This window comes from Halomonas sp. YLGW01 (assembly GCF_014840935.1).
GTDB lineage: Bacteria > Pseudomonadota > Gammaproteobacteria > Pseudomonadales > Halomonadaceae > Onishia.
In genome coordinates this window covers 42,327-57,185 of the sequence record NZ_CP062005.1, presented here as the reverse complement: position 1 = coordinate 57,185, position 14,859 = coordinate 42,327, and the positions used below count along the sequence as shown (strand labels likewise).

At 63.9% G+C, this 14,859-nt stretch carries 12 protein-coding genes; 5 read left to right on the top strand and 7 right to left on the bottom strand.

Annotated features, from left to right (window positions below):
- Nucleotides 1–7: 7 nt before the first annotated feature.
- The 4 genes from IEJ03_RS00250 to uraH all read right to left on the bottom strand — a co-directional run bounded on the left by IEJ03_RS00250 (nucleotide 8) and on the right by uraH (nucleotide 3,750).
- Entirely contained in the window at nucleotides 8–823 is an 816-nt protein-coding gene (locus tag IEJ03_RS00250) for a transporter substrate-binding domain-containing protein (protein ID WP_192035780.1), read from the bottom strand.
- A gap of 404 nt (nucleotides 824–1,227) precedes the next feature.
- Nucleotides 1,228–2,172 (bottom strand): allantoinase PuuE, encoded by a 945-nt coding sequence (gene puuE / locus IEJ03_RS00245; protein WP_192035779.1) that lies wholly within the window; start codon nucleotides 2,170–2,172, stop codon nucleotides 1,228–1,230.
- Between the two features lie 3 nt (nucleotides 2,173–2,175).
- Nucleotides 2,176–3,378, bottom strand: coding sequence for a urate hydroxylase PuuD (locus IEJ03_RS00240; protein ID WP_192035778.1), 1,203 nt, complete (start codon nucleotides 3,376–3,378; stop codon nucleotides 2,176–2,178).
- Between the two features lie 21 nt (nucleotides 3,379–3,399).
- Nucleotides 3,400–3,750, bottom strand: a complete 351-nt coding sequence (gene uraH, locus IEJ03_RS00235; RefSeq protein ID WP_192035777.1) for a hydroxyisourate hydrolase — start codon at nucleotides 3,748–3,750, stop codon at nucleotides 3,400–3,402.
- Between the two features lie 97 nt (nucleotides 3,751–3,847).
- On the opposite strand from uraH, the gene uraD reads away from it, so the two are divergent.
- The 5 genes from uraD to IEJ03_RS00210 all read left to right on the top strand — a co-directional run bounded on the left by uraD (nucleotide 3,848) and on the right by IEJ03_RS00210 (nucleotide 8,369).
- Complete coding sequence (gene uraD / locus IEJ03_RS00230) at nucleotides 3,848–4,417, top strand: 2-oxo-4-hydroxy-4-carboxy-5-ureidoimidazoline decarboxylase (protein WP_192035776.1); 570 nt, start codon at nucleotides 3,848–3,850, stop codon at nucleotides 4,415–4,417.
- Nucleotides 4,418–4,581: 164 nt separating this feature from the next.
- Nucleotides 4,582–5,418, top strand: a complete 837-nt coding sequence (locus tag IEJ03_RS00225) for an IclR family transcriptional regulator C-terminal domain-containing protein (RefSeq protein ID WP_192035775.1) — start codon at nucleotides 4,582–4,584, stop codon at nucleotides 5,416–5,418.
- Between the two features lie 120 nt (nucleotides 5,419–5,538).
- On the top strand, nucleotides 5,539–6,570 hold the full coding sequence (locus tag IEJ03_RS00220) for an aspartate carbamoyltransferase (RefSeq protein ID WP_192035774.1): 1,032 nt from the start codon (nucleotides 5,539–5,541) through the stop codon (nucleotides 6,568–6,570).
- A 226-nt stretch (nucleotides 6,571–6,796) separates the two neighbouring features.
- Nucleotides 6,797–7,327, top strand: a complete 531-nt coding sequence (locus IEJ03_RS00215; RefSeq protein ID WP_192035773.1) for a TetR/AcrR family transcriptional regulator — start codon at nucleotides 6,797–6,799, stop codon at nucleotides 7,325–7,327.
- Between the two features lie 70 nt (nucleotides 7,328–7,397).
- Complete coding sequence (locus tag IEJ03_RS00210) at nucleotides 7,398–8,369, top strand: alcohol dehydrogenase family protein (RefSeq protein WP_347400986.1); 972 nt, start codon at nucleotides 7,398–7,400, stop codon at nucleotides 8,367–8,369.
- Between the two features lie 115 nt (nucleotides 8,370–8,484).
- Here the strand turns inward: IEJ03_RS00210 and IEJ03_RS00205 are convergent, their stop codons facing one another.
- The 3 genes from IEJ03_RS00205 to IEJ03_RS00195 form a co-directional block, all read right to left on the bottom strand.
- The gene (locus IEJ03_RS00205; RefSeq protein WP_192035772.1) at nucleotides 8,485–10,470 is read right to left on the bottom strand and encodes a diguanylate cyclase; all 1,986 of its coding nucleotides are present in this window, start codon (nucleotides 10,468–10,470) and stop codon (nucleotides 8,485–8,487) included.
- Between the two features lie 111 nt (nucleotides 10,471–10,581).
- Nucleotides 10,582–13,110 carry an EAL domain-containing protein gene (locus IEJ03_RS00200; protein WP_192035771.1) on the bottom strand — a complete coding sequence of 843 codons (2,529 nt, stop codon included), beginning with the start codon at nucleotides 13,108–13,110 and terminating at the stop codon, nucleotides 10,582–10,584.
- 34 nt (nucleotides 13,111–13,144) lie between these two features.
- Complete coding sequence (locus tag IEJ03_RS00195; protein WP_192035770.1) at nucleotides 13,145–14,851, bottom strand: methyl-accepting chemotaxis protein; 1,707 nt, start codon at nucleotides 14,849–14,851, stop codon at nucleotides 13,145–13,147.
- Nucleotides 14,852–14,859 lie beyond the last annotated feature (8 nt).

The following is a 14,859-nucleotide window of genomic DNA, read 5'->3' as shown; positions in this document are numbered from 1 at the left end:
CACCCGTTCAGCTGGACAGATCGTCGGGCAGTGCGGTGTGGAACCACTGCTGCGACATCGCTTCCAGGCTGCCGTCCTGCCTGGCCTGCTCTATCAGGTCATTGACCTTGTCCTTCAACGCCAGGTTGTCTTGGCTCAGGCCGATGTAGCAGGGCGAGTTCTTGATGCGCAAGACCATGGTCGGCGCGCGCTCGGTGTTACGCTCGGCGATCTGGGCGGCCACCACATTGCCGGTCGCGATATAGTCGACCTGCCCGGAGAGAAACGCGGAAATGGTCGTCGCGTTGTCCTCGAAACGCTGGATGGTGGTGTCATCCGGGGCCAGCTCGGAAAGCTCCATGTCCTCGACCGAGCCGCGGGTCACGCCGACGGTCTTGCCGGACAGCCCGGTCGGCGCTTCGATCGCATCCGCCTCGGGGGTACCGAAGACACCGAGGAAGAAGGGCGCATACGCTTCGGTGAAGTCGATCACCGCCGCGCGCTCGGGGTTCTTGCCCAGGCTCGAAATCACCAGATCGACCTTGTCGGTCTGCAAAAACGGGATGCGGTTGGCGCTGGTCACGGCCACCAGCTCCAGGTCGACCTCCATCTGATCGGCCAGATAGTGCGCCATATCGATGTCATAGCCCTGCGGCTGGAGGTCGGTGCCTACCGAGCCGAACGGCGGGAAATCCTGCGGCACGGCGACCCGCAGCGTACCGCGCTGCTCGATGGTCTCCAGGTCGCTGGCCTGGGTCGAGACGGCGGCAAGCCCTGTGACAACGGTGCAGCAGAGCGCCAGCACGGCCTGGCGACAGAATCGGTTCTTGGTAAAGGCAAACATGACGAATCTCCTGATGAGCTTACATTGTTGTGCAGGAAAAGAAACGATCGGCAACTTATCCACTTCCTGAGAAACCATCGTTTCACTCACAACCCTGCAAGCGAGACGCCAACTGCCGCGCTAATGGCGCCAATTCAGTCAATTAGCCAAAATTCACGGCCACAGAGCGATCACTCCACGACCAACGCAGGACACCAGACGCACGGATTGAGTGCGCGCAAAAAGTCGCTTGCGCCATCAGATGGCACGGATACGGGGCACCATCGCCGCGCGCCGCGCCCCTTCACACGAGCCCAAGCCACGCTCATGACTTGGCGAAGAGGCTACGAACAGAGCCTGCGAACGGGGCCTTCCACCAGGTTCATGATACTCGCGCCAGGACCATGGTCCGACCAAGGCGCCATTCAGGCCGGATGCTCGGCCTGCCAGTGCCTCGCGATATCCACACGCCGGGTTATCCACACCCGGTCATGGGCCTCGAGATGATCGAGGAAACGCTGCAGCGCCCGAAAGCGGCCGGGGCGTCCGATCAGTCGGCAGTGCAGGCCGATCGAGAGCATCTTCGGCGTGTCCTCGCCCTCGGCGTAGAGCACGTCGAAGGCGTCGCGCAGGTACTGGAAGAACGGCTCCCCGTGATCGAAGCCGGTCGGCGAGGCGAAGCGCATGTCGTTGGTGTCCAGGGTGTAGGGCACGATCAGGTGGCGATGCGATTGCCCCTGGCTGTCCTGGGCATCGGTCCAGAACGGCAGGTCATCGCCGTAGTAGTCGCTGTCGTAGAGGAAGCCGCCCCGATCGAGCAGCAGCCGCCGCGTATTGGGGCTGTCGCGGCCGGTGTACCAGCCAAGCGGCGTCTCGCCGTAGAGCGACTCGAAGATCGAAAGCGCGCGCTCGAGGTGATCGCGCTCGACCGCTTCGGGCACGTTCTGGTAATGAATCCAGCGGTAACCATGGCAGGCCACCTCGTGGCCGAGCTCCTTGAAGGCCTTCGCCACCTCCGGATGGCGCTCCAGGGCCATGGCGACGCCGAATACGGTCAGCGGCAGGCCGCGGCGCTCGAACTCGCGCAGTACCCGCCACACCCCGGCTCGGGAGCCGTATTCGTAGTTCGACTCCATGCTCAGGTGGCGGTCGGGATAGGCCTCGGCGCCGGCGATCTCGGAGAGAAACTGTTCGGAGTGGCTGTCACCGTGCAGCACGCAGCTCTCGGCGCCTTCTTCATAATTGAGCACGAACTGCACGGCGATCCGGGCTCGCCCGGGCCAGTTGGCCTGGGGCGGCGTGCGGCCGTAGCCGATCAGGTCGCGGGGATAGCCGCCGAGGCTTGCCGGTCGGGTTCTGTCATCGGTCATGGTTCAGCTCCCGGGCGCGGGTGAGGGGGCGGCGATAAAGGCGCCGAGGGTGGCCCGCTCGACGTCGGTCATGCCGGTCACGTTGCCCAGCGGCATATAGCGGCTGGTGACCGCGACCCGCTGGATGTCCTTGAGGTGACGACGAATCTGCTCACCGGTGTCCAGCGCCACGCCCGCCGGTGCCGCGGCGAAGCCGCCGAAGCTCGGCTCGGCGGCGTGGCAGCCGGCACAGCGCTCCTCGACGATGGCGGCCACCTCGCCGAAGGCGACCTCTGGCGCTCCGTTCCCGGCCGCCTGGCGAGACGGGGCCGGCTCAGGCACCATCGCCGCCATCAGGGTCACCAGTGCCAGGCCGGCGGCGGGCAGCACCCACACCTTGCGTCCGGCCAGATGACGAACATTGAAGTAGTGACGCACCAGCACGCTGAAGACCATCAGCCCGGCCAGCACCAGCCAGCCCCACTCGGACGCGTAGGTCATGGGGTAATGGTTGCTGATCATCAGAAACAGCACCGGCAGGGTCAGGTAGTTGTTGTGTCGCGAGCGTAGCAGCGCATGGCGGCCGTGGGCCGGGTCCCGCTCGGCGCCGGTCTGCATCGCGCTCACCAGCGCCTTCTGGCCGGGGATGATCACCCGGAAGACGTTGGCCACCATGCAGGTGCCGATCGCCGCCCCGACATGAAGATAAGCAGCGCGCCCGCTGAAGACCTGCATCAGCCCCCAGGTCAGCGCGATCAGCAGCACAAAGCCCACCATCGCCAGCCAGGCCGGGCGGCGACCCAGCGGGCTTCGGCACAGGGCGTCGTAGACGAACCAGGCGCCGAACACGACCCCGAGCCCCAGCAGCACGCCCTGCCAGGGCACAAGCGTCGAGCCCGGCGGCAGCAGCATGGTGCCCGCATTCAGGTAGTAGACCACCCACAGCAGCGCGAAGCCGGTCAGGAAGGTGGTGTAGGCCTCCCACTTGAACCAGTGCAGGGGCTCGGGAAGGCTCGGCGGCGCCAGCTCGTACTTCTGCAGGTGGTAGAAGCCGCCGCCGTGGATCGCCCACAGCTCGCCGGCCACGCCGTCGCCCAGGGAAGCGTTCTGGCGCTCGAGGTGGTTCTCGAGCCAGTTGAAGTAGAAGGAGGCGCCGATCCAGGCCACGCCGACGATCAGATGGCCCCAGCGCAGCAGCAGGTTGGCCCAGTCGTGAAGGTAGTCCATGAGTCTCTCTCGGGGGGAGCGTCAGCTGCCGCGATAGGTGGTGTAGCCGTAGGGCGAGAGCAGCAGCGGCACGTGGTAGTGCTCGTCGGCGGCGCTGACCCGAAAGCGCAGCGGGATGCGCTCGAGGAAGACGCCCGAGGCCGCCTGTGTCGACTCGCACAGGTAGTCACCGGCATGGAAGAGCAGCTCGTACTCGCCTTCGGTAAAGACGTCACCCTCGAGCAGCGGCGCATCGCAGCGGCCGTCGGCGTTGGTCACGGCCTCGGTGAGCCGGGTGCGGGTCTCGCCGTCGAGGCGAAAGAGCTCGAGACGGATACCGCGGCCCGGGCGGCCGCGGGCAGTATCGAGCACATGGGTGGTCAGATACCCCATGAGACCTCCTGTGGATAGGTCGGGGCGTGTCTCGCCCCTGGTTATTGTATACAGTTAATGTATCGCATATCTTCTGCCGCCGCGCAAAGGAGCCACCATGGCCGACCGCCCCTCCACTAGCCTGCCGCTGCACCCTCGCCCCAGCACCCTCGACCGCGAAGCCTTCATGGCCCGCTTCGGCGATCTCTACGAGCGCTCGCCCTGGATCGCCGCGGCGGCCTGGGATCAGGGCCTCGGCCCGGAGGACGATAGTGTCGACGGCCTCGCCCGGCGTCTCGCCGCCGTGCTCGATGCGGCGGGCGAAGAACAGCAGCTCGCGGTGATCCGCGCCCACCCGGACCTCGCCGGCAAGGCGGCGCTGGCCGGCGAGCTCACCGACGACTCGCGAAAAGAGCAGGCCGGGGCCGGCCTGGACCAATGTACCCCCGAGGAGCTTGCGCGTTTCACTCGCCTCAATGCGGCCTACCAGGCGCGCTTCGCCTTTCCCTTCGTGATCGCGGTCAAGGGCCAGGATCGCCACGCCATCCTCTCGGCCTTCGAGGCTCGGCTCGACAACACCCCGGATGAGGAGCGCCGCACCGCCATCGCCCAGATCCATCGCATCGCACGACTGCGCCTCGAGACACGCGCCGCTGAGCAAGGGGCGCAGAGCCTGCCCGGGGAGTGACGCTCCAAGATCGGTGGTGGGGACATGGACGGTGCCGCCTGTCTGTCGCGAAAACCTGCAGTGATCACCGCTAGTGAAAAGGTGGAAGGCGTTTCCGTTTTCACGACAGCCCATCATCGAGACGGTATCCTGTAGCCGATCAGGCAGGCCATGAGGAGCACGGCGTGACAGACGGAAAACGCAAGACGGTGGGACGCCCCGCCGGCACGGCAAAGAGCGGCGGCGGCCACAGCCAGTCGCTGGTGCGCGGGCTGAACATCCTGGAGGTGCTGGCCGTGGAGCCCCAGGGACTGGCGCTTTCGGACATCGCCGCGCGCATGGAGCTCGCCCCCTCCACCACTCACCGGCTGCTGCAGGCCCTGCACGGCCAGGGCTTCATCACCCAGGAGACGGCGCTGGGCCGCTGGCGCATCGACGTCAAGACGTTCCGCATCGGCAACGCCTTCCTCGAGGCCCGCGATCTGGTCGCCACCGCCCGCCCCTTCCTGCGCCGGCTGACCGAGGCCAGCGGCGAGTCCGCGAACCTCGGCATCGAGGACAGCGGCCAGGCGGTCTTCCTGGCTCAGACCGAGTCGCCGCAGATGATGCGCATGATCACGAGGCTGGGCTCACGGGCGCCGATGCACGCCTCCGGCGTCGGCAAGGCGCTGCTGGCCTGGCTGCCCGAGGCCGAGGTGGCCCGCATCCTCGACGCCCATGGCCTGCCCCGCGTGACCCCCAATAGCCTGGATACCCCCGCCACGCTCGAGGCGGCGATGGCCGAGATCCGCCACGCAGGTTATGCCTGCGATCGCGAGGAACACGCCATCGGCCTGCACTGCGTGGCCGCGGCGATTCACGACGAACACGGCCGGCCGCTGGCGGCGATTTCGGTCTCCGGGCCCATGGCCCGCATCCCCGAGGCGCGCCTCAACGAGCTGGGCCAACTGGTGCGCGAGGCGGCCGACGAGATCACCGCCCTGCTGGGCGGCCGGCGTCCCGGCGGCCGACGCCCCCGGTGATCGGCATGCCTGCGTCACGGCGTCCGGCCCCAGGCGCCGGACGCGCGATGCATCGAGGCTGAAGCGTGGCGCCGCGGGGAGTACACTAGCGCCACCGTATCCAGCCAGCCGAGGCCCGCGATGAGTTCCCACCTGCTCTCCGTCGATTCCCTGTCACGCGACGATGTCGATCACCTGATGCGCGTCTCCGCGCTGATGGAGCCGATCGCCCAACGCCGCAAGGTCACCCGCGTGCTGGAGGGGGCGGTGCTCGGCAACCTGTTCTTCGAGGCCAGTACCCGCACCCGCGTCAGCTTCCACGCCGCCTTCAGCCGGCTCGGCGGCAGCGTGTGCGACACCACCGGCTTCACCTTCTCATCGATGGCCAAGGGCGAATCCCTCTACGACACCAGCCGGGTGATGAGCGGCTACTGCGACGCCATCGTGCTGCGCCACCCGGAACAGGGCGCGGTGGCCGAGTTTGCCCGGGCCACCAACGTGCCGGTGATCAACGGTGGCGACGGCCCCGGCGAGCACCCCAGCCAAGCGCTGCTCGATCTCTATACCATCGACAAGGAATTCACCCGGCTCGGCAAGTCGCTTTCAGGCGCCCATATCCTGCTGACCGGCGACCTGAAATACGGACGCACCGTGCACTCGCTGATCAAGCTGCTGTCGCTGTACGAGCCGATGCGTATCACCCTGGTGGCCCCGCCGGGACTCGAGATGCCGCGCCACCTGATCGACCTGGTCAGCAACCGCGGCCACCGGGTCGAGACCCGCGAGAGCCTGGCCAGCGACTTCAGCGACCTGGACGTGGTCTACACCACCCGCATCCAGAAGGAGCGCTTCACCGCCGAGATGAGCGAAAGCTTCGGTGGCCTGTCGCGCGACTTCACCGTCGATCGCGCCTTCATGGACCGCTACTGCAACCGCGACACCATCGTCATGCACCCGCTGCCCCGGGACAGCCGCCCCGAGGCCAACGACCTGGACGTGGATCTGAACGGCGACCCGCGCCTGGCGATCTTCCGCCAGACCGACAACGGCATCCCGGTTCGGATGGCGATCTTCGCCACCCTGCTTAAGGTCGATCACCTGATCGAGAAGGATCTGCGCGACGTGCGCTGGTTCGTACCCGATACCGTCGGCGTCGATGACCTGCGCGGCTGATCTCATTCGAAGTCCTGCTCTACACAACAACGGCCCGCTCACTGAGCGGGCCGTTTCATGTTGGGGACAGGTGCGATGACCGCTCAGGACGATTTCATCGAGATAAGGCGCGTCACCTTAAGACGCTTTCTAATGATCCTACGTGCCTCGCCACGCCATGACTTGACGGATGTAGAAAGATCATTCTACCCTTTGCGTAGAATGATCTTTCTACCGAGGAGGTTCAATGGACAGGGATCAAATTGCGGCACGGCTGGAGGAGCTTTTCAGCCAACAGGGCTTCGCCACGCCCAGCGTGCCTGAGATCCAAAAGGCATCCGGGGTCAGCATGAGGACCCTGTATCGTCACTTTCCTTCCAGGGAGGCGATGGTGATCGGCGCTCTGGATCATCGCCATGCTCGCTATCTCGACTTCCTGGCGTCGGATACCCCACCTCCAGGGACCGATGCCATCACCGAGCTGTTCCACCGCTTGGCCCAGTGGATGGCAAGCAACGCGCCCCATGGCTGTCTGTCGATGAGCGCCTTCGCCGCCTTTCCCAACAATGCGCAGGTCAATGCCTCGGTGAAGCAGCACAAGCACGACATGCGCCGATTGCTGGCGACCCTGAGCGGTCGTGAGGATCTGGCGGGAGAGCTCTTCCTCCTTCATGAAGGGGCCTCGACGGCCTGGCCCACGCTGGGGGAGGAAGCCATTCGGACAGCCCAAACGGCTGCCATGCAACTGATGAGGAGAACTGACGATGACGCTGCCTGACACGATGCATGGCATCCAGCTCACTGGGCATGGTGGCCCTGAAATGCTCGAACATCGACACGACATTCCCATGCCGACCCCTGCCCCGGGTGAGGTATTGATTCGGGTGGCCGCGGCCGGCGTCAACAATACGGATATCAACACCCGTCTCGCCTGGTATTCGAAAGGCGATGGAGAGAGCGAGGATGCCAGCTGGTCGGGCCAGGCCCTCCAGTTTCCGCGCATCCAGGGGGCCGATGTCTGTGGCCGGATTGTCGCGGTCGGCGATGAGGTGAGTGCCGAGAGGATCGGCGAGCGAGTGCTGATCGAACCCTGCATCAGGGAAGGCGGCGGCCAGAGGCTGGATCAGCCCTGGTACTTCGGTTCCGAGTGCGATGGCGGTTTTGCAGAGTACACGACCGTGGCCGCGCGACATGCGTATCGCATCGACAGTGAGATGAGCGACGTCGAACTCGCCTCTTTCCCCTGCTCCTACTCCACCGCCGAGAACATGCTGACGCGGGCCAGGGTCGAATCAGGGGAGCGCGTATTGGTCACGGGTGCCTCCGGCGGGGTCGGCTCGGCCGCCGTCCAGCTGGCCAAGGCACGCGGGGCGTATGTCATCGCCATCACCAGTGCCGAGAAGGCCGACATGCTGCGGGAGCTGGGCGCCGACGAGGTGGTACTGAGAGACGACGACCTGCGAGATGCCATCGAGGCGGACAGCATCGATGTCGTGGTGGATCTGGTCGCGGGCGAGCAGTGGCCGCAATACCTGGAGGTACTACGCCGCAAGGGACGCTATGCCGTCTCCGGCGCGATTGCCGGTCCCATCGTCGAGCTGGATGTCCGAACGCTCTACCTCAAGGACCTGAGCCTGTTGGGCTGCACGGTGCTGGAGCCCGAGGTCTTCGGCAACCTGGTATCCCACATCGAGCAAGGCAAGATTGCGCCCCTGGTGGCGGCGTCCCTGCCCCTCGAGCGGATCGGCGAGGCCCAGGCGCTGTTCCAGGAAAAGCGCCATGTCGGAAAAATCGTGCTTGAAGTTAGTGCATCAGGGTAATCACCTGGACGCTGAGTCGCGGTTCCTCACGTGACATAGCGCCTGATACTGTCTGGCTTTTGGCTATACCCCGGACAGTAACCTTATCGAGACGGTCTCTTTGTAGTGGCGGTATTCACTGGCTATCGAGGTCGTACGCTGTCACACGGCTTACCGATACACAGTTCACCCGGTTTCGTCCCTGCTCCTTGGCCCGGTAGAGCCCCTGATCGGCTCGTCTGACGGCCGGTAGGAGGGATGTTTCCGTTGGCAATACCGTGGTGACGCCGCACGACGCCGTATAGGACAGATGGTCCTGGCTCCCAACTCGCACCGATGCATGTTCAATGGCAGTCCGTAGTCGTTCGGCCACTTGGATAGCCTGGTCCTGAGAGGTGTTCGGGAGCAGGACCGTGAACTCCTCCCCGCCCGTGCGGCATAGGACATCGCCATCGCGAAGCACGGCGTTGGCGGTCTCGGCAAAGGCCTGCAGAACCTTATCGCCCGCCTCGTGACCATGCGCGTCATTGATCTGCTTGAAGTGATCGAGATCGACCACGGCCAGGCTAAGCGGTTGGCCGCTTTGCTGTGCTCGGGTCTTTTCCAGGGCAGCCTGATCCTCGAGATAACGCCGATTGCCAAGCGCTGTGAGCGGGTCGGTCATGGCCTGTTTCGCTAGTGTCGTTTCCAGCCGTTTGCGCTCGGTCAGGTCGAAGACCATGGCGCGGGTGTACTTGAAGCCACGTGACGTGATCGAGGCCGAGGCCTGAATGGCGACCGGCAGAAGAGTGCCATCGCGTGTGACCAGCTCGCACTCCGCCGCTCCTTCCTGGTTCGGTCCCAGGACGCTATGGAAGGCGGCGTCGAAGGCCTCGCGGGTGGCCGGTGTCACGAAGTCTCGGTAGTACCGCCTGTCGATCACCTCGTCGGCGTGGTACCCCAACCAGTCGAGTTCGGTGCGGTTCATCCTGACGATGCGGCCGTCGGCATCCAGCGAATGATAGCCGCAGGGCGCATGTTCATAGAGGTCGCGTACTTCACTGGCATAGCGTTGAGCCTGTCGTTTCAAGGCTTGCTGACGATGACTGCTCACGGCCCAGGACACGCCAAGGAGGAGGGCGAGACCGTAGAGCAAGGGTATCAGCCGCACGCCGAGACTCTCCGACAGCAGAGTGGCCAGGCTTGGCTTGGGCAACAGCAGCCCGAGATGCCAAGGGTGAGAGGACGGCAAACTACCCACGCTCTCCACCAGGCTGCGGTAGTCCTGGGTTCGCATGTCGATGGTTTGGGTCAGCAAGAGACGGTCGTTCAGAGCCGGTTCCGGTCCCTCTTGGGAGAGGGACGCCCAGATCATAGGGAAGTGGGAGGCGACAGGCTGGCCTAATGAGATGACGCTACCGTGGCCAGGAAGCAGCCAACGGCCGGTGGCATCCACCATGATCAGCCGAGCCGCCTGGTCCCGCGCGACATCCTGACGGAGAGCGGCGGTCAGGTACTGCCAGTCCAGGCTGAGCAGCAGGACGCCTTTCTTCTCTCCGTGGGTATCGAAGACGGGGGTCGCGATATCGATCACCGGGGAGAGGCCATCGGTGGTGTTTTCGTAGCTGACCTGATGGCCGGGGGGCGAGATATAGAGGTCTCGGGGGTTCAGTTGCATGGCCGCCTGGAAATAAGCTGCATCGGCGTGCGACATGCGCCGTGATACGGGGGGGCGTGGCGGTCCATGGTGAGCACGAAACAGCTCTTGGCCCTGTGTATCCAGCAACACCACCTTGGTGTAGTGGCGAGCGTGGACCAGCTGCGTGCGAAGCTGGTCCGAGAGCTGCCGCGCTTCCCATCCGGGCGCCGGCGTGGGATCGCCCCCGCGGGAGTCATCCAGGTAGGTGAGATAGCGTCTGAGCAGGGGTTGCTGCGCGATGCCCAGGATGTCGTTGAAACTTTCGTTCATCCCTCGGCGCAGGGTGGCTTGGCCCGCCTCCAGCATCGCCTCCGCGCTGGCCTTATCCGCGTCGAGTCGGGCGTCGAGATAGGCCTGGAAAAGCGGCAACAGGATGGCTGTCATCAGGACGCTCAGCACCACGATGGCCAAGATCAGTCGACGGCTTAAAGTCTTCAGCATCATTCCTGAGGCTCCGAGAACGCGATACGCGAGCTCCTCCGCGTTGCCACGGGGTGGTGAAAGCACAGCATGGTTATGCGCATGGATATAAAATGCCCTAACGAGCCTGCATTGTTAGGTAAAAGGTGGGCTATTGCTGCCTTCTTGTTCAACGGCAAGGCAGTTTGGTAGCTGGTGAAATGCCTCGAGGGGCAGGGGAGCGGCGAAGAAGTAGCCTTGGTAGATCGCGCAGCCCAGCTCGGCCAGCACGGCCTGCTGAACCGGGGTTTCCACCCCCTCGGCGACCACCGTCAGCCCCATGCTGTCGGCGAGGGCAATGATGGTGGCGGCGATGGGGGGCGTCCGCCTCTCGTGGCCCAGGTCACGCACGAAGGCTATGTCGATCTTGAGGATGTCCAGTGGCAGGGATTGCAGGTAGGTCAGGGAGGAGTAGCCGGTCCCAAAATCGTCCAGTGCAAAGCTGACCCCGATGGCGCGCAGCGCGGCCATCTTCTCGATGGTGCCCTCCGGATCACTGAGCATCAGGGACTCCGTCAATTCCAGGGTCAGGCGCTCAGGAGGTGCGTCATGCTGGCGGATCGCCGTGAGCACCTGGTCGACGAAATCCGGTTGCTGGAACTGACGAACACTGACGTTCAAGGAGAGCTTGAGATAGCGACGAGCCGGATTCTGGCGCCACTCACCGAGCAGGCGGCACCCCTCCTTCAACACCCAGAGGCCCAGGGGCACAATGAGTCCCGTCTCTTCCGCCACCGGGATGAAGTGGCCAGGGGAGATACGGCCACGCTTGGGATGTTCCCAACGGACCAAGGCCTCCGCGCCGATGATGCACTGGTCTGCATCGACCTGGGGCTGTACATGCAGGCACAGCTCGCCTTTTTTGATGGCATAGCGCAGATCGCGTTCGAGGATAACGCGCGCGTCGAGCTCCTGCTCGAAGTGCGGGTGAAAGCGCCTAGGATGCCCGTCACGCTGACGCTTGGCTTCCAGCAAGGCCAACGCAACTCGCTTGAGCCATTGACCGACCGTCGCTGGCTCGCTGGGCGCGAAGATCAGCATGCCGACGTTCAATCGGCACGGGTAGGTGTGGCCATGCAGGGCGTAATCGGCGCTCAAGTCGGCGATCACTTCGTCGATGAGGTGGTCGGCTTCCTGCTGTGCGGCGGTCTCGTCTCTGGCGGACAGCTTCGTGAGCAGGGCGAACTCATTACCATCCAGACGGGCGGCGTCAACCCCAGGCTTAGTCCAGCGCTGTAAGCGCTCGGCCAGCTGACGCAGCAGCTCGTCACCGGTATCCGGGCCCAGGCTGTCGTTGAGGGCCTTGAAGCGATGAATGTCGAGCATTGTCAGTAATGCCCAAGGCGGACCGTCCGCGTGGTCGGCGTCATAGTCGGCAAGACGTTCCTGCAGCGCTCGCCGGTTGGGGAGCCCCGTCAGGGTGTCGTGGTAGGCAAGGTGGCGAATACGTTGCTGCGCCCGCTGTTCGGCCGAGCGGTCGCTGAGCAAGGCCACATAGTCGCGTTCGTCGCTGTCAGGGTAAGTGACACGACTGACGCTGAGCTGGGCCGGAAAGCGCTGGCCATTTTGGTGTCGAGCCTCAATCTCCCCTCGCCACTCGCCTGTTGTCTGCAGGGCGTGTTGGATCTGCTGGTTGAGCGCCTCGCTATCGTGGGTGTAGCTGAGGTGCCAGACCGAGCGCCCGATCGACTCTTGTGTGCTCCAGCCGAGCAGCCGCTCGAAGGCAGCGTTACAGAGCCGGATGCGTGTCTTGTCATCGAACAACACCACGCCGTCATGGAGGGCCGAAAGGACCTCAAGCAGGTGGGTGCGGGTCATATACTGATGGTAAGCACTGGCGCGCAAACGACGGCTCACCTGAGCGGCGACCAGGGTCAGTATCGCGATAATGGCGATACCCCCTCCAATGAGATAGCTCAACCAATGGGAGCGGGTGCCCATGGTCTGGGGCGAGATGAGGGCGTTTGGCCGCGGTGCAAACCAGGCCGCCTCCATGGCCACGTAGTGCATGCCGCAGATGGCGAGGGACACGCCGAGTGCCGAGATCAAGGCGCAGGTCTTGACCCGTTTGGCGCCCCACCCTAGACGAAACAGGCGATAGGCATAGACGCTCACGATACCGAGGCCGACCGCGATCAACAGCGAGAGCAGGAACAGGCTGGTGGCATGATACAGCTCCGCGGGCATGCGCATCGCCGCCATGCCGGTATAGTGCATCAGGCCGATGCCGGCCCCTAGCCCGATGCCGGCCCAGAGCAGTGCATGATGGGATACTTGCGATCGCGACAGCACGGCCATGGTGCCGAGGCTGCCCAGGATGGCCGGTACCATGGACATCAAGGTTAAGGCCGGGTCGTGATTGAGCGGAAAGTCGAGGCGGTAGGCATGCATGCCAATGAAATGCATGCTCCAGACCCCGAGCCCCATCACGCAGGCCCCCGACCATAGCCAGAGCCATCGCCATGCCACTCGGCGCACCTGACGCGTCAACTTGACGATATCCAGGCCGGTATAGGCGGCCGCCAGAGCGACCAGCCACGACAACAGCACCAGGTGCATGTTGTATTCGCCCTGAACCGCCCCGATGGCATGGGGATCGAATATCAGGTTATCCAGTATCGCCATCAATGCATCGCTCGCTGAGATGATCTTAGTTGCCTTAGAAAGACTCCCATTCTTCCACTTCTGGGCGCGTGGCACTGGCTTTCTGAGGCCTTGGACCACCGTTTGCGCTGCGCTCATCGCGCGGTGATGGCGGCGCGTTACGGTCTACGCTGCTTTCTTGCCGTGAGGGGAGGGTGACAGCCGGCGCTGCCGCGCCTTCTCGGAGCTGGAAGGTTGCCACTAGGCTTGCTAGGCGAGAGGCCTCATCTTCCAGCGATGCCGCTGCGGTGCTGGTCTGCTCCACCAGAGAGACATTCTGCTGGGTCGCGCCGTCCATCTGGTTAACCGCCGTCGACACTTGGCTGATGCCGCTCTCCTGTTCATGCACGGCACTCTGGATCCCCTGCATCATGGACGTAACCTGCTGGATCGCCTGCATGGTGGCTTCCATGTTTTCGCGTGTCCGGCCCGACTGCTCGGCACCATCGGCGATATGGTGGGTGATCTCCTCGATGATGGAGCGTATCTCCTTGGAAGACTCGGCGGAGTTGGCTGCCAGCTTACGTACTTCACCAGCCACCACCGCGAATCCACGGCCATGCTCTCCGGCTCTGGCGGCCTCAACAGACGCATTCAGGGCCAGGATATTGGTCTGGAAGGCAATGCTCTCGATGGTTTCGATAATATCCTGCACACGGCGTGAGCTGGTCTCCATGGCTTCCATCAGCTGCGAGGTGCGGATAACGGCTTCGCGGGACTCCTTTGCTTTGTCGACCGCTTCCTCACTGAGCTGATTGGCGGACGTGGCGGACTCGCTGGTCTGGCGTACTGTGGAGTTCATCTGCTCCATGCTGGTGGCCGTCTCCTGCAGTGCCGAAGCCTGTTCCTCGGTGCGGCTGGCCAGGTCTTCGCTGCCCGCTGCGATCTCGCGAGAGCTGTGAGCCACCTGGTCGCCGCTTTGGCGCAGCATGCCGATGACCTCGATGAGGCGGACCTGCATGTCATGCAGCGCCTGGTTCAGGGTGCTGATTTCATTGTTCCCCTTCACCTCGATCTGGTTGGTGAGGTCACCCTTGGCGATCTGTGCACAGATCTTGCCGGCACGCCGCAAGGGAGCGACCAGCAATTTCTGGATACCGACATAGGCCAGGAAAGTCAGCAGGGATGCCATCAGCAAAATGAACGCCGTCACGATGATGGTCTGTTGCACGTTGCCGTTGGCCTCCGCCTTCATCTCACCGGCACGCTCCTCGGCGTATCCCGCGAAGGCGCGCACGCTGTCCGAGAAGTCAGGACCAAGAGTGGTAAGCCGTTGGCGCTCCTGTCGTATGGCGGTGATGTCCCCATTTTCGATGGCTTCGACCAACCCCGGCGTTACCATGTCCCCGAAGGCCTCTACCACGGCCTCGAAGTAGGGATAGCGGCGCTGAGAGGTCGTGATATCAACACTACGAAACTCTTCAAACCGGGATTGGGTGCGCCCGAGGCTTTCTCGCGCTTGATCGAGTGCGGTGACGGCCATCTCGTCGTTGCCACGCCGTGAGAATTCCTCATAACGGGCCATGCGAAGCCGCATCTCGAGGAGGTTCGATTCCATGCGATTAGCGGTGTTGGCTTGATCGACGCTGGTTTCCGCAAGTTCGTTGATATCGCTTTCGAGGGCGAGCTGACCGCGGATGGAAATAGTGCCGATGATGGCGGCCATGCCCACCATGATAAGCAGTAGCGTGGTCAGTAGGGTTTTTAATGTTAGTCTGCGCATGATTTAGT